The 21358-nt window shown below is 57.4% G+C and carries 13 protein-coding genes and 3 pseudogenes; 4 read left to right on the top strand and 12 right to left on the bottom strand.

Features of this window, described 5'->3' with window-relative positions; all coding sequences use genetic code 11:
• Positions 1-347 precede the first annotated feature (347 nt).
• Positions 348-1295, top strand: coding sequence for a peptide-methionine (S)-S-oxide reductase MsrA (gene msrA / locus OZX57_RS02880; RefSeq protein WP_348637176.1), 948 nt, complete (start codon positions 348-350; stop codon positions 1293-1295).
• A gap of 184 nt (positions 1296-1479) precedes the next feature.
• Here msrA and OZX57_RS02875 read toward each other — a convergent pair whose 3' ends face one another.
• Both OZX57_RS02875 and OZX57_RS02870 read right to left on the bottom strand, forming a co-directional pair.
• Positions 1480-4239 (bottom strand): excinuclease ABC subunit UvrA, encoded by a 2760-nt coding sequence (locus OZX57_RS02875; RefSeq protein ID WP_277162634.1) that lies wholly within the window; start codon positions 4237-4239, stop codon positions 1480-1482.
• 943 nt (positions 4240-5182) lie between these two features.
• Positions 5183-6489 (bottom strand): annotated as a pseudogene (locus OZX57_RS02870) (DEAD/DEAH box helicase); the annotation flags it as partial.
• A 397-nt stretch (positions 6490-6886) separates the two neighbouring features.
• Between OZX57_RS02870 and OZX57_RS02865 the strand changes: the two are divergent.
• Entirely contained in the window at positions 6887-7303 is a 417-nt protein-coding gene (locus OZX57_RS02865; protein ID WP_277162633.1) for a peptide deformylase, read from the top strand.
• 43 nt (positions 7304-7346) lie between these two features.
• On the opposite strand, the gene OZX57_RS02860 is transcribed toward OZX57_RS02865, so the two are convergent.
• Complete coding sequence (locus OZX57_RS02860; protein ID WP_277162632.1) at positions 7347-8237, bottom strand: dioxygenase; 891 nt, start codon at positions 8235-8237, stop codon at positions 7347-7349.
• 330 nt (positions 8238-8567) lie between these two features.
• On the opposite strand from OZX57_RS02860, the gene ettA reads away from it, so the two are divergent.
• Both ettA and OZX57_RS02850 read left to right on the top strand, forming a co-directional pair.
• On the top strand, positions 8568-10244 hold the full coding sequence (gene ettA / locus OZX57_RS02855; RefSeq protein ID WP_277162631.1) for an energy-dependent translational throttle protein EttA: 1677 nt from the start codon (positions 8568-8570) through the stop codon (positions 10242-10244).
• Between the two features lie 252 nt (positions 10245-10496).
• The gene (locus OZX57_RS02850) at positions 10497-11420 is read left to right on the top strand and encodes an acyl-CoA thioesterase domain-containing protein (RefSeq protein ID WP_277162630.1); all 924 of its coding nucleotides are present in this window, start codon (positions 10497-10499) and stop codon (positions 11418-11420) included.
• Between the two features lie 117 nt (positions 11421-11537).
• Here the strand turns inward: OZX57_RS02850 and OZX57_RS02845 are convergent, their stop codons facing one another.
• The 9 genes and pseudogenes from OZX57_RS02845 to OZX57_RS02800 all read right to left on the bottom strand — a co-directional run bounded on the left by OZX57_RS02845 (position 11538) and on the right by OZX57_RS02800 (position 21334).
• Entirely contained in the window at positions 11538-12086 is a 549-nt protein-coding gene (locus OZX57_RS02845; protein WP_277162629.1) for a DUF3180 domain-containing protein, read from the bottom strand.
• Positions 12083-12376 carry a hypothetical protein gene (locus OZX57_RS02840; RefSeq protein WP_277162628.1) on the bottom strand — a complete coding sequence of 98 codons (294 nt, stop codon included), beginning with the start codon at positions 12374-12376 and terminating at the stop codon, positions 12083-12085. The genes OZX57_RS02845 and OZX57_RS02840 overlap by 4 nt, the downstream gene beginning before the upstream one ends.
• Positions 12363-13193 carry a hypothetical protein gene (locus OZX57_RS02835; RefSeq protein ID WP_277162627.1) on the bottom strand — a complete coding sequence of 277 codons (831 nt, stop codon included), beginning with the start codon at positions 13191-13193 and terminating at the stop codon, positions 12363-12365. The genes OZX57_RS02840 and OZX57_RS02835 overlap by 14 nt, the downstream gene beginning before the upstream one ends.
• Positions 13190-15325: an ATP-dependent zinc metalloprotease FtsH gene (ftsH, locus tag OZX57_RS02830; protein ID WP_277162626.1), complete on the bottom strand. Its 2136-nt coding sequence runs from the start codon at positions 15323-15325 to the stop codon at positions 13190-13192. The genes OZX57_RS02835 and ftsH overlap by 4 nt, the downstream gene beginning before the upstream one ends.
• The gene (hpt, locus tag OZX57_RS02825; protein WP_277162625.1) at positions 15322-15885 is read right to left on the bottom strand and encodes a hypoxanthine phosphoribosyltransferase; all 564 of its coding nucleotides are present in this window, start codon (positions 15883-15885) and stop codon (positions 15322-15324) included. The genes ftsH and hpt overlap by 4 nt, the downstream gene beginning before the upstream one ends.
• Positions 15872-16968: pseudogene (gene tilS, locus OZX57_RS02815) on the bottom strand (tRNA lysidine(34) synthetase TilS). The gene hpt and the pseudogene tilS overlap by 14 nt, the downstream one beginning before the upstream one ends.
• A gap of 4 nt (positions 16969-16972) precedes the next feature.
• Entirely contained in the window at positions 16973-18460 is a 1488-nt protein-coding gene (locus OZX57_RS02810) for a D-alanyl-D-alanine carboxypeptidase (protein ID WP_277162623.1), read from the bottom strand.
• Between the two features lie 27 nt (positions 18461-18487).
• On the bottom strand, positions 18488-19711 hold the full coding sequence (locus OZX57_RS02805) for a glycosyltransferase family 2 protein (RefSeq protein ID WP_277162622.1): 1224 nt from the start codon (positions 19709-19711) through the stop codon (positions 18488-18490).
• Positions 19711-21334 (bottom strand): annotated as a pseudogene (locus tag OZX57_RS02800) (AI-2E family transporter). The gene OZX57_RS02805 and the pseudogene OZX57_RS02800 overlap by 1 nt, the downstream one beginning before the upstream one ends.
• Positions 21335-21358: the final 24 nt, after the last annotated feature.

Below are 21358 nucleotides of genomic sequence, written 5' to 3'. Positions count from 1 at the left end.
TCCTACCCCTTTTCGGGTTTCAGTGGAATGCTGTTTCCTGTAAAGAGACGAAGTAAAAGGTCAGGATGAAAAGCACCTTATCGAGATAGAAAACACGATGGAAAACCGCAGAAAATGCGAGAAAATACCGGGAAACGCAACCTTTCAGCCCTGACTGAACGTTGTATATCGTTCCGCGCCGGTTTGTGGCACACTGTGAGCAAGGACAGATAATTTGAACGGCGGCAAACGGATACGGAGGAGACATGATGTGTGCAGATGATTTCTCGGACAAAGTGGCCAGGACTGCAGAAACGAAGGCAAACGAAGAGGGCAATATGGCACCCAATAAGGACCAAAGAGAAAGCATGTCAGGCGAGACACAGACCGCCTACTTCGCCGGCGGATGCTTCTGGGGCGTGGAACGATACTTCCAAGGCGTCGATGGGGTGACCGATACGCAGGTTGGTTATGCGCAATCGCGCAAGGAAAACCCATCGTATGAAGAGGTCTGCTCCGGAACGACCGATGCGGCCGAGACCGTTCGCGTGAGCTACAATCCGAAGCGCGTGACCTTGCGGACATTGACGCTGCTGTTTCTGGATGTCATCGACCCGTTCTCGGTGGACCGGCAGGGCAACGACACCGGACGGCAATACCGTTCCGCGATGCTCTATCTCGACGTGGAACAAAAAGCCGTGTACGAAAAGGCCTTGCAGCAGCTGGCCGCACGCGAGGGGCGCGAATCCGCGGTGATCATCGAACCACTGCGCAACTTCTACCCCGCCGAGACCTACCACCAGGATTATCTCGACAAGAACCCAGGCGGATACTGCCATATCCCGGTGCAAAAGCTGATGAATGTCGGCAAGCGGCAACGCTACATCGAGAGCATCTGGGACCTCGACCCGGAGCAGTATGCGGTCACTCAGGAGGCCGCAACCGAACGCCCATTCGCCAACAAGTACGACCAGAACTTTGAGCCGGGGATCTACGTGGACGTCGTAAGCGGCGAGCCGCTGTTCCTTTCCACCGACAAGTTCGACGCGGGCTGCGGTTGGCCGTCGTTCTCCAAACCGATCGACAACTCGGCTCTGACCGAGCACCGCGACACCAAACTGCCAGGTCAGCCCCGCATCGAGATTCGCACCGCCGATTCGCAGATTCATCTGGGTCATGTCTTCGACGACGGGCCTCGCGACCGCGGCGGGTTGCGCTATTGCATGAACTCGGCTTCGCTGCGCTTCATTCCGCGCGACCAGATGGAAACGCAGGGATACGGCAAATATCTGAAGCTGCTTGACAGCGCGGAATAAGCCGAAGAAACCTCAATCAAAGTCAAATCGGAAACGAACGCAACCTAGACTCCCGGTTTGCATATAGCGGCGTGAATGTGAAACCATCATCCACGCCGCTTTTTGACGCCGGATCATCGTCATTTTTTAACGCATAATCCTTGTCATTCCGGCAACTTCAAGAATCTGACCCCAGCACCTTGCCTCAACCCGCCAAATGCTTGGCCAGATAATGACCGGTGATGCTGTCGGAATTGTCGGCGATTTCGTTCGGAGTGCCGGTGGCAACAATCGTGCCGCCTTCCTCGCCACCTCCTGGGCCCATATCGATGACGTAATCGGCGTTGGCAATCATATCGAGATCATGCTCGATGAAGACCGCTGTGGCACCGCCCTTGATCAGCCGCTGCAACACATCAATCAACGTACGCACGTCGAGCGGATGCAAGCCCGTCGTCGGTTCGTCGAGAACAAATAGCGACGTATTCTGGCGCTTGCCAAGCTCGTTGGAAAGCTTGAGGCGCTGCGCCTCACCGCCGGAAAGGTTCGGGGTGTCCTCGCCCAAAGTCAGATAACCAAGGCCAAGATCGTGAAGCGTTTCAAGCGCCTTGTGAATGCGTCTAAGCAAAGTGGAGGCAATCATATCGCCAGAATCGGCGACTTCTGACGATTCATTGTCTTTCGCAGAAGCAGTTGTTGCATTATGCTTCCGGTTCACTGAACCATTGTCTGCGGAACCGGAAGCCGGGCCGAAATCGTCATCAAGCGTGAAAACGTCGAGGGCATCGTCCACCTCCAGATCCAGCACTTCCGGCAGCGTCAAGCCGTGCGGATGCGTCGGCGTTGCAAGCCGCACATCGTTGACTTCAGAGCAATAGCGACGGCCTTCGCAGGTCGGGCAGGTGATGGTGACATCGGGCAGGAACTGGATATCGAGGCTAATCTGGCCGGTGCCATCGCATTGCGGGCAACGCAAGGAGCCGGTGTTATAAGAGAACGCGGAGACTTTGAGCATGCGCTTCTTGGCGGCTGACGTCGAGGCAAAGGCCTTGCGCAACATATCCATGATGCCTGTGTAGGTGGCGACCGTCGAACGCACGTTGATGCCGATAGGTGTGGAATCCACCAGACGCACACGAGTAATGCCGGCAGCATCAAGCGAATGAACGTGGGACGGCAGCGGCGCATGGCTCTCCTGCGCCTGCAGCGCCGGAATCAGCGATTCCAAGACCATCGTGGTCTTGCCCGAACCGGAGACGCCGGTGACCGCCGTCATACGACCGCGCGGAATCGTGACATCCAGCGGATGCACTGTATGGATGGCATCGGTTTTCATGGTCATCCAATCGGCCTCGCCAGCCGGCGGCAACGCAAGCCGCTTGCGGACGACCACGGGCTGTGAACCGTCAAGGAAACCGGCGATGCGCGACTTCGGATTCCGTAATATCTCGGCCGGCGCACCCTGGGCAAGGATACGTCCGCCTCGGCTTCCGGCACCCGGCCCCATTTCAATGAAATAATCGGCGGCATTGAGCACGTGGACGTCATGGTCGACGAACACCACGGAATTGCCGGAAGCCAGCAGATCGCGCATCACGCCAATCAGTCCCTCGATATTGGCCGGATGCAAGCCGGTTGAAGGCTCATCAAGCACGTACAACACGCCCGTGGTCTCGTTGCGCACGGCACGCGAGAGCTGGGCGCGCTGACGTTCACCGGTGGAAAGTGTAGCGCTGACACGGTCGAGCGTTAGATACCCCAGTCCAAGCTGGATGAGTCTTCGGCCCATGTCTTCCAAGGTATCGACCAGGCTCTCGGCCATCTGCCGCATATCCTGCGGCAACGAATCCGGAACCGTTTGAGCCCATTCGAGCACTTTGCGCAACGGCCAGGCCGTGACTTCGGCCAAGTTGTATTTGCCGATTTTCGGAGCACGAGCGGCCTCGTTGAGCCTCGATCCCCCACATTCCGGACAGGTTCGCTCGACCAAGAACTTCGAAACCTTGGCCAAACGCTTTTCGTCGTTGGCACGGTCGAGTTCCTTGGTCACCGTCAGACGCGCGTTGCGGAACGTGAAACCAAGATGGTGCACGCCCTTGACCGAAGTGATGGTGATGGGTTTCTTTTCCTCTGGACCGTTGAAGACGATGTCACGCTCCTTGTCGGTCAGCTCCTTGAACGGCACATCGGTGCGCACACCGAATTCGCGGACGATATCAGGCTGAACGTTGAAACCAAACGTGCGCCACGGCACGACGGCACCTTCATCGATGGTGAGGTTCTCGTCAGGAACCAGCGCGGCATCGTTGACTTCATGGATGGTTCCAGTTCCTTGACATTTCGGGCAGGCACCGGTGGAATTGAATGCCATTTGTTCGGCGCTGGGAGGTTCGACAAGAGCACCACAAACCGTGCAATGAATGGGAATCTCGGCGGCAACATCGAGCGTCGGCTTCTGGTAATGACCGTTGGGGCAGCGATGCGAAGCCAGGCGCGAGAACATCAGCCTCAGCACATTCAGCGTCTCGGTGGAGGTGCCGAAGGTGGAGCGCATACCGCCGACGCCCGGCCGCTGTCGCAACGCCAAAGCCGGCGGCACGAACCTCACGGAATCGACCTGTGGCTTTTCGGCCTGCGTCATCCGACGCCGCGTGTAGGTCGAAAGCGCGTCAAGATAACGCCTCGAGCCTTCCGCATACAGCACACCCAACGCCAGCGACGATTTGCCGGAACCGGAAACCCCAGCGATGCCGACAAGCTCGTTCAACGGAATAGAAACGTCAACATCCTTGAGATTGTGAACACGTGCGCCGCGCAACTCGATGGATTGAGGGACAGAAGAGCCTTTGGCATCGATGTTGCCATGGCCATTGAGCTTACTGCTGCCGTTATTACCGTCACTCATCATATTCATCGCACGTACCCCATTCTTGCCATCGTTCATCATGTCAACTCTATTCACCACACCAGCCTTGTTCATGTGGAAGCGTAATCGCAATCCTTACGCCAGAAAAGCGCACTGTAAGCGATGAAACTCGTACATTCCCGATAGCAGCGTACAGACATGCACTGTAGACGTCTGCGATTGCATGTTTCTGCCAGCGCCACAGAAAAGATGAGGCTCGAAAGAAGCGGTTGCAGGTTTCGTAACCAGCATTCAAAAAGGTGCCATGGGAATCCATGACACCTTAAAGGGAAAGATTGCGGCTAATCGGCAGCAGATCTCAAACGCTCACTACAGCCTTTCAGCGCGAGCGACGGAACGGGGTCGAATTGCGCTTGCCATGCGAACGATGGAAGCCGTCGGCCTTGCGCGAGCGCTGACCGCCACGATTGTTGTCACGCCCGCGACCGCCGGAACGGCCTTCATAACCTTCGTCACGTCCGCGACCACGGCCGCCGGATTTGCCATAGCCACCGTGACGGTTTGACTTTCCGGAACCATAGGAATCGCCATATCCCTCGTCGAAGCCGCCATTGCGCCCGCCCGAGCGCCTGCCGTTATAGGAACGGTTCTTGCCCTTGCCGCCACGCTTGCCACGATCGTCATAATCGGAATGACGCGAGCGCTTACCACTACCTTTACGGAAATCGTCGTCATAGAAATCGCGCGAACGGCAGTCATCGCGACGACCGCGCGAGGAACGGCCGTCAATCGGGCCCTCAGCGTCATCGTAACGTGGGTTGCGGTTCTTGTGCCCGTCGCGGCGACCACCATGCGAACGGGAATCGTTGAAATCTCGCGAATCGTTGAAGCCACCGTCACGGCCACCGCGTTCGTTGAAGCTTTCGCTGGAATCATCGCGACCGTGCTTCTTGAACGAACGTTCGGAATCACCGCGCTTGTTGTTACGGTCACGGCGTCCGCCACGGTCTTTACGACCGTAGCCGCCACGTCCGCCTCGCCCGCCACGGCCCTCATTGCGACCACCGCGACCCGTGCGACCGGCCCTGCGATTGACCACGGGTACCGTCAGCGTCCAGCCTTCAACCAGCGGGGCGTGCTCCCCACCAGTTCCTCAAGCTCCGGCGCACCCGGAACAATCTGCTGGCTCTTGGCCTTGATGCCTGCGCGACGCAGCATCTGCCGAGCGTCACGCCGCTGCTGAGGCAGCACGAGCGTGACCACGTCACCGGATTCGCCGGCACGTGCGGTACGGCCGGAACGATGCAGGAACGACTTGGGGTCCTCCGGCGGCTCGGTCTGCACGACCATCGTCACGTCACTCACGTCGATACCACGCGCGGCCACATCGGTAGCCACCAGAACATTGACATCCCCGGAAGTGAACGCGGCCAAGTGCCGGTCACGCTGGTTCTGCGAAAGGTTACCCTGCAGATCGACGGCGGGAATGCCTTCCTTGACCAGCTTGTCGGCCATCTTCTTGGCCTGGTACTTGGTGCGGGTAAAGAGGATGCGCTTGCCCTTGCCGCTGGCGAGCTCGCGTATGACTTCGTATTTGTTGCCCTGCGAAACCTCGAAAACGTGATGGGTCATAGTGTCGACCTGTGCGTCGGCCGGCGCGATTTCGTGAATCTTCGGGTCGTGCAGGAACTGTTTCACGACCTTATCGACACCGTGGTCGAGCGTGGCGGAGAAGAGCATACGCTGGCCGTTCGGGTCGACCTGCTCAAGCAGACGCTGCACGGACGGCAGGAAGCCCATATCAGCCATTTCATCGGCCTCGTCGAGCACTGCAACTTCGACGTCTTCAATGGAAAGCGCACCTTGGCGCAGCAAATCCTCGAGACGTCCCGGGCAGGCGACGATGATTTCGGCACCGGCCTTGAGTTCGGAAATCTGACGGCTGTACTTGACTCCGCCGTAAATGGTGGCGGTCCGCATGTCGTAGGCGGCAGCAAGCGGGGCGACAACCTCGTTGATCTGGTTGACCAGCTCGCGAGTAGGCGCAAGGATCATGCCATGAGGATGAGGCAACATCGCGCGTTTCTGCGCCTTACGGTCGCCGCGATCCATACGCTCAAAATCGCGCATGACGGCTTCACCTTCGCCCTGTTCGCCAAGACGAGTGACCAGCGGGATGGAGAACGCCAACGTTTTGCCGCTGCCGGTTTCGCCACGGCCGAGCACATCGCGTCCGGCCAACGAATCGCCGAGGGTGTCGGCCTGAATCGGGAAGGCGACGGTTTTGCCGTCGCGAGCCAGCACGCTTACCAGCGGGCCGGGTACGCCGAGTTCGGCGAAGGTGTGTTCGGGACGGTCGCCGCTCTTGGCGTACGCAGCCGCGCTTTCGGCCGCTTCTTCGGCCTTTTCCGATTGGGATTTCGTTGAGTTATAGGAATCAGGATTATTCATTTCCGAGCCTGCATATTCTCCGCCCTTAAAATCGGCAGAGTTGTCTGAATTATTTTTATGAGTACGACGCTTCGGCACAATAGCCTTTCAAAAGATTGAAGCCGACCTGTCACTCATATGTAAATACGGACCCCGGCTTCTCAATGGACAATTTACTATATCAGACCCGCCCCACAACGACAGTATCGGCAGTCTCTGCTCCCTAGCGCGATTCGGCATATCGCGCAGCAATAAAGAATCGAATACTATCGTTGGAAGTTAGGCAACGACACAGACCACCGCAAAGGATGACATCATGCAGCAACCCATCACGACTTCGCCGACGTTTCTCGCTCAGCCCAGCGAGCCAGCCACACCAGACGATTTGGACTGCGCGCAGAACCTAAAGGATACGCTTGAGGCGAATGCCGAACAATGTGTGGGCATGGCCTCGAACATGATCGGCGAGCACAAGCGAATCATCGTATTCAACGACGAACTGACAGGTCGCGTGATGACGATGTTCAATCCTGAAATCGTCGAGAAGACAGGGCCATACGAAGCCGAAGAAGGCTGCCTCTCGCTGGAATCAACCAGAAAGACAACGAGGTTCGAAACAATCCGGGTCCACTACCAAGACAAGAGATTCAAGGAACGTACCGCCAATTTCAGCGGCTGGACAGCGCAAATCATCCAGCATGAAATCGACCACTGCAACGGCGTGCTCATCTGAAATCAACGTCTTACCGAAGACCTGAAACCTCGAATTTTCCTACTCAATTCGATTGCACGACGGCATCACTGGGCGGGGTCTGCTTTTTGTGACGAGGGCTCGGCTGCTTGGCCGGCGGGACATCCGTGTAGGGATGGCCCATGCTGGCCGTCGAAGTGTAGAAGCTCTTCGTCGTGCCGTTCGGATTGACGTTGACGAACGGCGAAGCGGGATTGTTCTGAACGCCTTCGGCGTGCCCGGTTTCGCCGCGACGGTAACGTTCCATCATCTGCTTCTGCAGGTCGGCGGCACTCGGCGGCGTCCATGAAAGCGCGTTGGCACCGGCCTCGATGGTCTCACGGATCGATTGCGCAGAGCCACCAGAACTGGCGACCACCGGAATCTCGGGATAACGGTCCTTGACGCGAGCCACCACCTCGGCGGTGTTCTTTCCTGCGGCGACGTTGATAATCTTCGCACCAGCCTCAATCTTGCGTTGCACCATATCGTCCCATTGAATGATCGTGGCCATCACGGGAACGTGCACGGTCATCGCGACCTCGCGCACAATCTCGACCTCGCTGGGAGCGTTCAGCACGACGCCGGCGACGCCTTGCATCTCCGCGAACACGGCCAGTTCGAGCACTCGGGTACCGGTGGTGGTGCCCCCGCCGACACCAACGAAAACAGGGGCCTGCGCGACAGAGAGCACGGCCTGATTGATAACCGGTTGGCCGGTGAACGGATAGACGGCAAGAATGGCATCGGCGTTGGTGTTGTGAATCACCGCGGCATCGGTGGTATAGGCGAACGAACGCAGACGTTTGCCTTGCAACAGCAGCCCTGAGGATTGTTCGATCTCCACCGGTACCCTGGCATCAGCCGAGCTCAACGGGTTTTCAATAGGCAGAGCCTCCGGCAGGTTTGCCCGGAAGTTGGTCATTCCCTGTTCCATCGTGCCGCTCCCTTCACGGGTTTCCAATACTTCTCAATCCGCCAGTTGTGCCCGCCATGATGCCTCAAACATCATGATCGTATGACACTGCAACTTACAGGTTGAAACGTGCACATTACCAGACCCAACATATTACCGTCACCATTTGTTCCCGAACGGTCATCATTTCTCAACAAAATGCGCAAAAACGACATTAAACCGAGCGTGAAGATTCCCGGAAACGTCTACTCGATATGCCAAAATTGGCTTGAATCCGCGGGTTAGTCAAACCCTGCGGAATGGTTGAAACGTAATGAGACATAGCACACATCAGAACGAAGGAACGAATACTTGGCTGAGTTTATTTTCCAGATGATCAACGCTCGCAAGGCCTATGGCGACCGTGTGATTCTTGACGACGTGACCCTGAGCTTTTTGCCGGGCGCGAAAATCGGCGTCGTCGGCCCCAACGGCATGGGCAAGTCGACCCTGCTCAAGATCATGGCCGGCCAGGAGACCGTCTCCAACGGCGAGGCGAAGCTGACCCCCGGCTATTCCGTAGGCATTCTGCAGCAGGAGCCGCCGCTGGACGAGGATAAAACCGTCGGCGAGAACATTAAGGCCGCTTTCGGCGACATCGTCAAGAAAGTCGACCGGTTCAACGAAATCGGCGAGGAAATGGCCAATCCGGACGCCGATTACGACGCACTGATGGCCGAAATGGGCAAGCTGCAGGAGGAAATCGACGCAGCCGATGGCTGGGACATCGACTCCCAGCTCGAGCAGGCGATGGACGCCTTGCAGTGCCCCGATCCCGATACCCCCGTCAAGGTCTGCTCGGGCGGCGAGCGCCGTCGCGTGGCGCTGTGCAAGCTGCTGCTCGAAGCGCCCGACCTGCTGCTGCTCGACGAGCCGACCAACCACCTCGACGCCGAATCCATTCTCTGGCTCGAACAGTTCCTGCATAACTACAAAGGTGCCGTCATCGCCGTGACCCACGACCGCTACTTCATGGACAACGTGGCCGAGTGGATCTGCGAGGTCGACCGTGGCCAGCTCTATCCCTACAAGGGCAACTACACGACGTATCTGGAGACCAAAGAGAAGCGTATGGAAATCCAGGGCGCCAAGGACGCCAAGCTCGCCAAGCGTTTGAAGAACGAGCTGGACTGGGTCAAGAGCTCCCCCAAGGCACGTCAGGCCAAGAACAAGGCCCGTTTGGCCCGATATGACGAGATGGAAGACGAGGCACGCAACTCCAAGAAGCTGGACTTCTCCGAAATCGTCATTCCCGCAGGCCCGCGTCTAGGCTCGCAGGTGCTGGAAGCCGAACACATCCACAAGGCCTTCGGCGACCGCGTGCTGATCGACGACCTCTCCTTTACTCTGCCGCGCAACGGCATCGTGGGCATCATCGGCCCCAACGGCGTCGGCAAGTCCACCCTGTTCAAGACCATCGTCGGCAAGGAACCACTTACCAGCGGCGAGCTCAAGATCGGCGAGACCGTCAAGATCTCGTACGTTGACCAGAACCGCGAAGGCCTCGACCCGAACAAGAACCTCTGGGAAGCGGTTTCCGACGGCAACGACTTCATCGAGGTCGCCGGCGTTGAAGTGCCGACCCGCGCCTACGTCGCCAGCTTCGGCTTCAAGGGCAGCGATCAGCAGAAGCTCACCGGTATGCTCTCCGGCGGCGAGCGCAACCGCCTGAACCTTGCCTTGACCCTGAAGCAGGGCGGCAATCTGCTGCTGCTCGATGAGCCCACCAACGATCTGGATGTCGAAACGTTGGAATCCTTGGAGAACGCGCTGATCGAGTTCCCGGGCTGCGCCGTGGTCATCTCCCACGACCGCTGGTTCCTCGACCGCATCGCCACGCATATCCTCGCGTGGGAGGGTGATGACGAGAACCCGGCCAAGTGGCACTGGTTCGAGGGCAACTTCCAGGCCTACCAGGACGACAAGGTCAAGCGCCTGGGTGAGGAGGCCTCCCGCCCCCATCGCATCCATCGTAAGCTGACGCGATAATAAATTCTTAAATAATCAGTTCCACTGAGTAGAGGGGCTGGGATAGATGATGCTCGACCGTAAAGACTCGGCCTGAGCGGCCTGGAGCGTGTCAAGCATCATCTATCCCAGCCCCTCTACGTCATTAGTACGACAAACTAACCATCTCTAGACAAAATTCGACAAGTTCAGATATTGGCGAAATGCAAGCGGAAAGTTGGGCGACGCGGATAGACTCGCATAAGCGTTAATTCGACAGAAATGAGGAGTGACATGGCGGAAGTCAAGGCTGGCGACGCAGCACAGCAAGCGGTTGAGGCGCTCAAGCTGAAGACCGGAGAAGAGCAGGACGGACGCACCGTCTTCCACGATGCCACGAACCTCTACTACCCCACCGAGCGCATCTACGGCGGCCAGATGACCGCACAGGCTCTCATTGCTGCAGCCGATACCACCGATGACAGCAAGGTCGTCAACTCCATTCATGCCACGTTCATCAAGGTCGGCAAGCTCGACGAAGAGACCCGCTACGAGGTCGAATCGTTGCGCGACGGCCGTTCCTTCTCCACCCGCCGTGTGGATGCCAAGCAGGGTGAACAGCTGCTGTTCACTGCCACGGTAAGCCTGCAGAAGGCCGGACAGGACGGTGTGGAGTTTAACGACGATATGCCATGTAACCTGCCCGACCCGGAAACGTTGACCAGCGCCAAGGATCTGATGAAGCCTTATGCCGATCAGTCTGGATTCGCCAAATACTATGCCTCGCAGTCACCGTTCGATATCCGTCACATCGGCTCGACCGTCATGCTCGCCCCTGACAAGGAAAGCGCCGACAAGGATTCCGGCAAGCAGATGGTCTGGATGCGTATGGCCAGTCCGATCAAGGCCTCGCAGAATGAGCATCGTGCGCTGCTAGCGTTGGAATGCGATCAGGTGATGATGGAGCCGGACCTGCGCCGCGCAGGCCTGAGCATTTCGACGCCGGGCATTTTCTACGCTTCAATCGACCACTCGATGTGGTGGTACGACAATATCGACATGAACGAATGGCACCTCTATGTCCAGGATGCCCCGGTGGCCGGCCACGGCCGCGCCTTGGGCATCGCCAAGGTCTATTCGGCCGACGGCAAGCTTCTGGCCGCGATGACGCAGGAAGCCACCATCCGCGTGCCCGAAAAGAAAGACGGCAACAAGTAGGATACCGAAGAATCATCTTCAACGGTTATCGCTCTTAATAATTCAGGCGAATGAATGGCAATTAAGCCAATTCATTCGCCTGAATTATTACTTGTTTAGTTTTATCTTCGCGTTTACTCAGTCTTTACTTCTTTTGCTCATCGAACCGGCAGCAAGTTTACGTTTGCGGTCGCGGCGCTTGGCAGCCTTGATCTTCGGGTTCTCGGCACCTTTGCTCGGCGGCAGCTGACAAAGCCATTCGCCGATGATACCGACCGCCATATCAGCAAAGCAGATGACGGTGGCCACGGCGCATTGGATAATCACACTTTGATAATATGGGACTCCCCAATGGGCCAGACACAGCAGCAACTGGGCGAGATACCAACCAGCAAGACCAGCTCCCGCTATACCTAGCGCCTTGCAGAGCACCAGCGTGTACACGGCTTTGGTAGGGTCAATCCAGCTTTTGCGCTTGGCCGGGTCTGTGGTGGCATATTGGTGCACCTGCAGGGCCAGAGCCAAGACGACGACACCGAGCAAGACCAACACAAAAGAGACGAACCAGGGGGCGCCGATCAGCGAAAGACCGGTCATCTCGTCAGATTTGAAGAGTATCGCACCGAACACCAGACCAATCAAGGCCGCAATAACGTAATACCACCAGGGGGTCCGTCGTGCACTCATTGCGTCTCCCCCAGTATCCAACGGTCATCGACCTTGCCCACACGTGCGACATCGGGTGCCATCGCCAGCAGGAAGGAGACCGGATCACCGTCGAGCTTTGCATCAGGGTCCATATCAAGCCAAGGCGCGAGGATTTCGGCTTGTTTCTTCGCTTCTTTTAATGGCAGTTCAATAGCATAGGCGATGTCTTCTGCCGCATTTTCGACGGCATGAGCAACAACGTTGCCAGTTGAAGGTCGAATTCCGTCTTCCGTGCTTATCCTCTCGCCCTCGACATCAACCAGACGCAACTTGACCGCACCTTCGTGCGAGACCGAAAGGGAATCCAGCAACGAGACGATGGCCTGCCTGCGGCTTGAGCTTGGTGGTCAGTTGAATGACGGCGGCGCTGGCATCAGAGCTATCATCAATGCCCATGACATGGTACAAAGGCGAAATGCCTTCAACTTGGTTGCCCGGCACCGCATCTAGCGAAACAATAGCAGAACGGAAGCGTTTCTCAGCGTTTCCAGTCTTGCTACGCATCGCAATGATGGCACGTCGAGGCACATCATAGACATCATCCGAGTTATCTTGCTCTTGGGCCCGCTTCTTATCGGCATCATCCCTACGCTGTTGCTCGGCAATTGTCGCACCAGCCAGCGAAGCCTTGGTAGGAGCAGCGCTTCCGTCTACACTCAATATTTCGGTGCTATCCTCATTGGCATTGTGGCTTGTACCAATGGTTACCGGAATGTCAGTAAACGCAATACTTCTTATACTGTTATTGCCTGACTTTTGACCATGCGGATCTTCAACGCCCGCGTCCTGGCCATCGGCACTTTGCAAGCCAGCGCCATCAGCGTTACGTGAGTTCGCACTTCCGTCATTGCCAAATCCAAAGCCATCTTGGTCCTCGACCTTCAGCCTGACCTCGGCATGAATCTTTCCGCTTTGAACGGCTTGGAGTACGCGCTGCCAGACATCAGCCCCGGCCGCAACATCCTCGCTCAACGTCTCGTCGAACGAGAGCGAAAGCTGCGCTTGAACGCCGAGGGGCGTGCCATCAACTGCCACGCCCCTCGACTCTTGCGAATCATCGATCAATGAATCCGTCATATCGCTCACTCGGACTCTTCCGGCTTCATACCGACCGAACGCTTCAGCGATTCAGGAATCGGCACCGGCGGAATGTCGGAATCCGGACGGCTGGCATCAGAGAGCCAGAGCTTGCGTTCTGGAGCCTTCTTCAAGTTGGCGAAGATGACCTTCAGCTCCTTCTCGTTCAAGGTTTCTTTGACGAGCAGCTGACGGACCAGCTCATCGAGCACATCGCGGTTCTCGGTGATGATCTGCCATGCCTCGGTATGCGCGGTCTCGAGCATGCCGTGCACCTCTTCATCGATGGTATCCTGCGTACGCTCGGAATAGTCATGGATGAAGTTGTTGGCGGAATCCTCACCGTGTTCGGAATCGCCCCACTTGACGGCTCCCAACTTGGAAGACAGACCGAATTCGATGACCATCTTGCGTGCGATCTGCGTGGCCTTTTCGATGTCGTTGGAGGCACCGGTGGTCGGGTCGTGGAAGACGATTTCCTCGGCGGTGCGACCACCCATGGCATAGGCCATCTGGTCGAGGAGTTCATTGCGAGACTGCGAATAGCGGTCCTGCGTCGGCATCACAGCGGTATAGCCCAAGGCACGGCCTCGCGGCAAAATCGTCACCTTGGTCACCGGATCGGTGTTGTGCAAAGCAGCGGCAACGAGCGCATGGCCACCCTCGTGATAAGCGGTGTTGCGCATCTCGTCCAAGGCCATGCCGCGCGACTGGCGCTTCGGGCCGGACTGGACGCGGTCGATGGCCTCGTCGATGGCGCGGTTATCGATCAATTGGGCTCCCACACGAGCGCAGAGCAATGCAGCCTCGTTCAGGACGTTGGCCAAGTCGGCACCGGTGAAACCGGGCGTGCGCACGGCCACAGTGTGCAGGTCAACGTCAGGCACGAACGGCTTGCCCTTGGCGTGCACCTTGAGGATTTCCTCGCGGCCTTCCAGATCCGGAGCTTCGACAGCCACCTGGCGGTCGAAACGACCAGGACGCAACAACGCCTCATCCAAAACGTCAGGTCGGTTGGTGGCTGCAATGATGATGAGGTTGGTGTCGTTGTCGAAACCATCCATCTCGACCAGCAACTGGTTCAGCGTCTGTTCACGCTCATCGTGTCCGCCGCTCATGCCGGAGCCGCGCTTGCGGCCGACGGCGTCGATCTCATCGATGAAGATGATGGCCGGCGCGTTCTTCTTGGCCTCTTCGAAGAGGTCACGAACACGCGAGGCACCGAGGCCGACAAACATCTCGACGAAGTCGGAACCAGCCATGGAGTAGAACGGCACGCCCGCTTCACCTGCAACGGCTCGTGCGAGCAGCGTCTTACCGGTTCCAGGAGGGCCATAGAGCAGCACGCCGCGCGGAATGCGGGCGCCAAGGGCCTTGTACTTCGAAGGATCCTTCAGGAAGTCCTTGATCTCTTCGACTTCGGCCACGGCTGCTTCCTCGCCGGCCACGTCAGAGAACTTGGTGGTCGGGGTCTGCCCGTCGAGCAGCTTACCGTTGTCCTTCTTGCCGCCCATGCCGAGCATGCCGTTCATGCCACCGCTCATACGGCTGAACAGCCACCAGCACAGCAGCAGCAGAATGACGAACGGCAGCAACGTGGAAATCAGATAGCCCCATACCGAATCGGACTGCATGTCCGAGGTCCATCCGTTCTTCGGATCGGCCTTCTGCACTGCCTTGAGCACTTCCGGCCCTTCGGCGAGCGTGTAGTAGAACTGGACATCGCGGCCGTAATTGTGGTTGGCCTTGGTGTTGGGATCGGTTTTGGTGAAGTCGCTGTCGAGCTTCATCTTGACCATCTGCTTGTTGTCGATGATCTGGATACGGTTGGCGTCACCCTCCCGGATGAGTTCCATGCCGTTCTTGGTGTCGATGGTCTGCGTGCCGGTAGAGCTGAACAGCTGGAATCCGGCAAGCACCAGCAGGACGAGTACCGCAATCCACAGCACCGGAGACTGCCAGAAGGGCCGTTTGGCGTTGGGGTTCTGGTCGCCGTTGTTGTTGCGGCCGTTGTTGCCATCGTTGCCGTTATTGGCGTTGTTGCCGCGGTTGAAAGGATTGAATGGGTTGTTATTGTTGTTCGATCCGTTCGGGCCACCCATCGGCCCCATCGGATTGCGTGGATTCTGAGGATAGCTCATGCCGCTTCTCCTTCATAGACTGACGGCTTCAAAACTGCGATGGAATCAAGATTGCGGAAATGTTCGTTATAGTCGAGCCCGAACCCTACCACAAATTCGTCCGGCACTTCGTAACCCTTGTATTTCAAGGGCACCTCGACCTCGCGACGTGATGGTTTCTCCAGCAGCGCAAACACCTCGACGCTCGCCGCACCACGCCTTTTCAGTTCGTGGGTGAGCCAGTCCAGTGTGCGTCCGGAATCGATGATGTCTTCGACGATCAGGATGTTACGTCCCTTGACGTCACAGGAAAGATCCTGCCGGACGGTGATTTCTCCGCTGCTTTCGGTTCCTGCACCGTAGCTGGACAGACTCATGAAATCCATCTGGACGTTGATGCTCAAGGCCTGCGAAAACGCCACCAGCGTATTCATGGCCCCCTTAAGCACGGCGATCAGCAGCAGATCCTTGCCTTGATAATCCTTGCTTACCTGCGCAGCCACCGTTTTGATCTTATGTTCGATTTGCTCCTTCGACACCAATTCGTGGTCAATTTCGTCCTGTACATCAGCGATTTCCATGTGACCTATTTTTACACACGCGAATGACGTGTTTCTGCCGATTTACTGAATATTCGCTGGGAAGTGCGACGGCGCCCTGACCGTGCCAGTCCGTCACCAATGCCTCGATGGACAACACATGCCCGGCAGTGAAGGATATGTCCAATTGCGCAAGCACCCGGGCAATCACCCGACGGCGAATCGCACTATGCGCCTGTGCCAAAGGCCGGACCCGCAAAGCCGCTGCGGCCCCTTCGGAAACACAAACGGATTCGCGATACAATTCGTCGGTCGAAATCTCAAGGAATTCCTTATCACCACCGGCGACGAGTGCTCCTTGCGCCAGATGTGCCGAAACATTGCCACCAAAAACGATGAAAGATAGGGCATCAAAGTGTGTCGCACACGGGAACGCAGCGGGTAGTGTTGCGGCAACGGCTGCCCCTGCGGCACCATGTCGCCATTGGTTGGGTCGTCCCACCAACGTATCCCCAATTCCTGGCAGATCGCAGTGGTCTGGGCACGGGTAAGGCCAAGGAACGGCCGAACGAAGCGGATGCCATCACGAACGAACGAGACTGGCATACCAGCGAGCGCATCAATGCCGGAAGAACGGGTCATCAGATCCATGACCACCGTCTCGGCCTGATCGTCGCTGGTGTGCGCCAGCAATACCACAGCATCGCCGACATGGTGCGCCGCTTCGATAATCGCCGCATATCGCGCCTGCCGTGCCATATCTTCGGTACTACGTCCGTTCGAGTCATCGACATTGACTGTACGCACGAAAACAGGGTCCACGCCGAGCTTTTGGCAACGTTTTGCCGCTTCCTCGGCGACCTGATGAGAACCGGACTGAAGCTGATGGTCGACGATGACCGCGCCGCAATTGAGCCCCAACATTCCGCAGACAACATGGCTGACGGCGGCGAGCGCCATCGAATCTCTTCCGCCCGAACACGCCACCAAAACCGTCGGAGCGCTGTCGTCAGGAACATGCGTACCGTGTTGGGCAAAACGAGCGTCCTGACGTTCGATTCCCGCTGAAGCGAGCGCAGCACGCACGTCGCCGATCGCCTTTTTCATGGTCGCCGAATATGCCATCGCCTTATAGCCCCGCGAGCGCCGAAATAAAGGCATCGACCGCTTTCCTGGCGGCGAAATAATCCTGCGGCTTGTTGACGATGACGGCGAAGGCGAGCACACCACCGTTCTTGCGCGATACGTTGCCGGCCATCGAAGTCACCTGATCCAATGAACCGGTTTTGACGCGCAGCAGGCCTGCCGCGCTTGAATCGTCCAAGCGGTTTTTGGCAGTGCCGACGAGACCTGGCACCGACAATCCCTCTCCTGCTGCTGCCCCAGGGCCGGCCTTGAGGTTATGACTTTGCACTTCGACCAAGGTTTTGATCTCCAGCGACGATCCCTCGGAAAGCCCGGAGCAATCGGCCATATGAAGGTTCGTCGTCTCGACGCCGAGCTTTTCCAGCTCTGTCCTGACCGCCTGGGTCGCGCCTTCCGGGCTGTTGGCTCCGCTGGTTTTCAGCGCCAGAAGCCTGCCGAACTCCTCGATTAGCGTATTGTCGGAATGACGCAGCGTGAAGGCCATCACCTCGGACAACGTCGCGGAAGCGACGGTTGCGATGCGTTCGGCGTTGTTCGGTGTCTTTTCGTTTGCAGGGTCACCGTCCACCCCGATGCCCCGAGACGAAAGCAAGGAGGCGAACACAGCAGCAGCATCGTGCGCCGGCGTGGTGGACATTTCCGGATAGGCGCTATACAGATCGGGATTGTGCTCCGCGCCTTTCCACTGTCGACCCCCGTCCACAGCCATCGAGGCAATACCGGTGAAATTGGTATTGCCCACGTTGTTGGAGGCAATGGCGGCCGGGGAACGCACCGAGCCGAAAAGCGTATCGTCATATTTGAGATGAATCTGGCCGATATTTCGCTTTTTCAGTTGCGCTACGGTTTCGTCGGCAAGAGTAGCGAGTCCTGCCCTGCCGTTGATATGGTTGGGGTCGCTCTCCCCCGCCCCAAGCAGCATATCCCCGTCTGATTTGAGGGTCAGCGTTGCTTGTTGGGTATGGCCCGCACTGGCAGGCATAGGGTCGAGCAGGGCATCGGTGTGGAACGTCGAACCCATGTCGAGTACCGAGGATGAGGCCAGTGCGGTCAAGGTCTTCATCGTCGAAGCCGGTTCGCGAGGTATATCAGGATTGCGCGAATCAACGATCTTGCCATCGGAGTCGGCAATCGCAATCGAAAAATCATTACCCAAGCCAGGTGTCGCGGCAAAGGCATTGATTACCGCTTCCGTCGCGTTTTTATCAATCGGCTTGCCCAGATCAGCCGAATCCGCGATGGGTTTGGCGGCACGCACCGAACCAGATAGAACAGATGCCGTTTTTCCTGCAGGAAGTATCGTCAACGGGCCCGGCAAGATTCCGTTGATATCGGCCACAAAATAGCCCATCGCCATAAGCAGGGTCAATACGCTGGAGACGACGATGCGCCATGCGCGATTGCGCGCGACATGATTTACCCTACGCGCGTGTGCTCCATGACTTGAAGGAGATGATCCCACTGTGCTCACCGCTCCCCTATGCTCGACACAACCAACCTAGCCTTTGTGCTCGATGGGTTTCCACTGGGCCTTCGAGAAAATGGCCTGGAAGGAAATCGGAATGTAGCTGGCCATGTAGATCGGGAAGCTCAGCACGTAGGCCAGCAGTTCCTTGTTGGAAGCGCCGATCTGGTCGCGTTCTGCGAAGACGGTGAGTGCGGCAAGGAACATCATGCCGAGCAAGCCAAGCACGCCTCCCACAACCCCGCTAATCAGTGATTCAAACTGCATAGTCCATGAGACAAAGCCCAAGGCAGCAAAAAGAACACCCACTACCACGCGCAATATACCCAAAAGCATAAATGGGCAGATCAGCATAGTGAAGTCAACGGCCGAGAAGTCTCGCTCCTGTATCGCACGCTTGATCAGCTGCGGGCCGTAGTAACGGAACACCTGCAAAAAGCCCTTGCTCCAGCGCAACCTCTGCCTCCAGCTCTGTCCGAAAGAGACGGGCTGCTCATCGTAGAGGATGGCCGTGCCGCAGTAGCCGATGCGATCACCGTGCAGGACGGAGTCCATCGTGAATTCGAGATCTTCGGTCAGCAGATGGAACTTCCAGCCGTTGTTACGCTGCATCACCTCGCGAGAGAACATGAAGCCCGTACCGCCGACATGGCAGCTGGAGCCGAAAAGCATGCGCGAGTTGTTGAGGAATCGGGATTCTCGGATGAACCACAACGCCGAACCCGAGGAAACCCAGTTGTCGGAAAGGTTGGTGGAATTGCGGTAACTGGTCAGAATCCTGAAACCGGACTGGAAGGCCTTGTTCATCTCCTCGATATAGTGCTTGTCGAGCCGATTGTCGGCGTCGAAGACGAAGAAGGCGTCATAATTGTTGGCAACGCCCTTGCTGATCATCGCGTCGAGCAGATAGGTCAATGCGTAGCCCTTGCCGACCTGTTGCAGATTGTGGCGCTCGACGACATGGCATCCCATGCCTCGGACTACCTCAGCCGTGTTATCGGTGCAGTTGTCGGCCACCAGCCAGATATCAACGAGCCTCGCGGGATAGGTCTGCGCCCGTATGGAATTGATGAGGTTCGGCACGACGGTTTCCTCATTGCGCGCCGAAATCAGCACGGCATAGCGTTTGTCCATCGGGACGTCGGGAAAAGTGATGTGGTGATGGAAAAGCGAGGCGATGATGCAGACCGCCTGATAACCGAGACTGATGGCTCCCAATACGAACAAGATGACATCAAGGATGTTCAGTAATACCATCAGTGCCACCTTTTTCTAGGGTTATCGGTCCCGTTATCGGCTGTTCCGTTATCCGGCAATCTGTCATCTGCCGGTTTGTCGTTCACTACTCTAGCCTGCGCTCCGCCCTTGCCACTATCGGAAGGCATCACGTCGTCGTGCAGGTTTTTCTGCTGAGACTTATCCTGCCGAAGTTCCTGCGTGTCAAGGTCATCATCGGACTCACTGCCTTTCAGCCCTTTGCGCTGTGTCTGCTCTCGGGAAAGCACACCTTTGGGAATGGCGATGGTCTCGGATTCGTCGAGGTCATGACCGGTTGATCGGGCATTCGATTCCTCATTGTCCGGATAGACCTGGTCACGCAGGTTGCGCAGCTCGTCGTCGACGGGCACCCTTGCGCTCGAGCCTTGCGCAGCACGAGGCATGTGCTGCGCCACGGGCTGGACGACGTGTTCGTTGAAGGCTTCGGCGCCGGCGACAACCTTGGACTTCTTCACTGGTACCGGATCGCTCATCAACGGCGATTCGACCAGCTCGTAGCGTTTGGTGTACACCTTGAAAATGGCCTGCAGGCTGGCGGTGATCGGCAGAGCCAGGAAGGCGCCGAGTGCGCCGAACATCGCACCCAGCACCAATACCGACAGGAAGGCGATGGCAGGGTTCAGATCCATGGTTCGCTGCGAGACCTTGGGCGAAATAATGAGATTCTCGATCTGCTGGTAGATGACGATGAAGACGACGACCGCAACGCATAGAGGAAACCGCGCGAGCTCCAGGCGAAGATGACCGGCAAAGCCCCGCCGATGTAGGTGCCGATCGTAGGAACAAACTGCGAGACGATGCCGCAGAACAGAGCCAGAGGCAGCCAGTTGGGCACCTTGATGATCATCAGGAATATCGAGGTGAAGAAGGCATTGAACGCCGCAAGGATCGTACGCGAGAACAGGAAACCGGAAATCTGGTCCTGCACGACCGTCCAAGCGAGGAGGAAGCGACGCTGGGTGACCGGTCCGAGCCATTGGCATAGGCTTCTGCGCATCTTGGGACCGGCGGCGGAAACGTAATAGGTGACCATGACGATGGTCAGCAAGTTCAGCAGAGCGCTAAACAGCCCCATTGTCGTACTCAATGCCTGTCCGGCGAAATCGGTGACCCAGGAAGTCTGCAGGTTCTTGGCAATCTCGCCACCGAGGTTCGAGATCTCGGGAATCTGGAAACCGGTATGCTGCGAGACCAGATCGCGCGCCTGGTCGTAGAGAGCGGGAATTCCCTTGATCATCGAAATCATTTGCTGAACAAACATATTGCCGAAAAGACCCAGCAACGCCAGCACAATGATGATAAGGCCGATAAGTGAGACGGCCGAAGCAACGCCACGTTTCCAGCCATGCTTCACCAGACGAACAACCAATGGCTCCATGGCCAAAGCAATGAAGACGGAGATGACTACGTCAAGGACGACGAACTCGACCTTGCTCCATGACCTCCAGAGGAAGATACAGACGAACACCATGATGGCCGTATAGAGCAACGCCCGCCCCCACCAATCCGGCGGTCTGCGGGAATCTCCCTTCTGGGGAAAACCGACGCAAAATCGATTTTCTGGCTCTCGTCACTGTCAACTTCCTGCCCACGTTCCTTCATAACTTCTCATCCTACCCCGTCCTA

Origin of the sequence: Bifidobacterium sp. ESL0682 (assembly GCF_029392815.1) — a bacterium.
Classification (GTDB): Bacteria; Actinomycetota; Actinomycetes; order Actinomycetales; family Bifidobacteriaceae; genus Bifidobacterium.
The sequence above is the reverse complement of the archived record's forward strand: the minus strand, read 5'-3'. Positions and strand labels throughout refer to the sequence as shown.

What these genes read in the sequence shown, in the direction of transcription:
- OZX57_RS02845 (WP_277162629.1), bottom strand. Translation starts at nt 12,086, where the DNA reads ATGAGTGCACGACGGACCCCCTGGTGGTATTACGTTATTGCGGCCTTG.
- OZX57_RS02850 (WP_277162630.1), top strand. Translation starts at nt 10,497, where the DNA reads ATGGCGGAAGTCAAGGCTGGCGACGCAGCACAGCAAGCGGTTGAGGCG.
- ftsH (WP_277162626.1), bottom strand. Translation starts at nt 15,325, where the DNA reads ATGAGCTATCCTCAGAATCCACGCAATCCGATGGGGCCGATGGGTGGC.
- msrA (WP_348637176.1), top strand. Translation starts at nt 348, where the DNA reads ATGTCAGGCGAGACACAGACCGCCTACTTCGCCGGCGGATGCTTCTGG.
- OZX57_RS02860 (WP_277162632.1), bottom strand. Translation starts at nt 8,237, where the DNA reads ATGGAACAGGGAATGACCAACTTCCGGGCAAACCTGCCGGAGGCTCTG.
- hpt (WP_277162625.1), bottom strand. Translation starts at nt 15,885, where the DNA reads ATGGAAATCGCTGATGTACAGGACGAAATTGACCACGAATTGGTGTCG.
- OZX57_RS02865 (WP_277162633.1), top strand. Translation starts at nt 6,887, where the DNA reads ATGCAGCAACCCATCACGACTTCGCCGACGTTTCTCGCTCAGCCCAGC.
- OZX57_RS02805 (WP_277162622.1), bottom strand. Translation starts at nt 19,711, where the DNA reads ATGGTATTACTGAACATCCTTGATGTCATCTTGTTCGTATTGGGAGCC.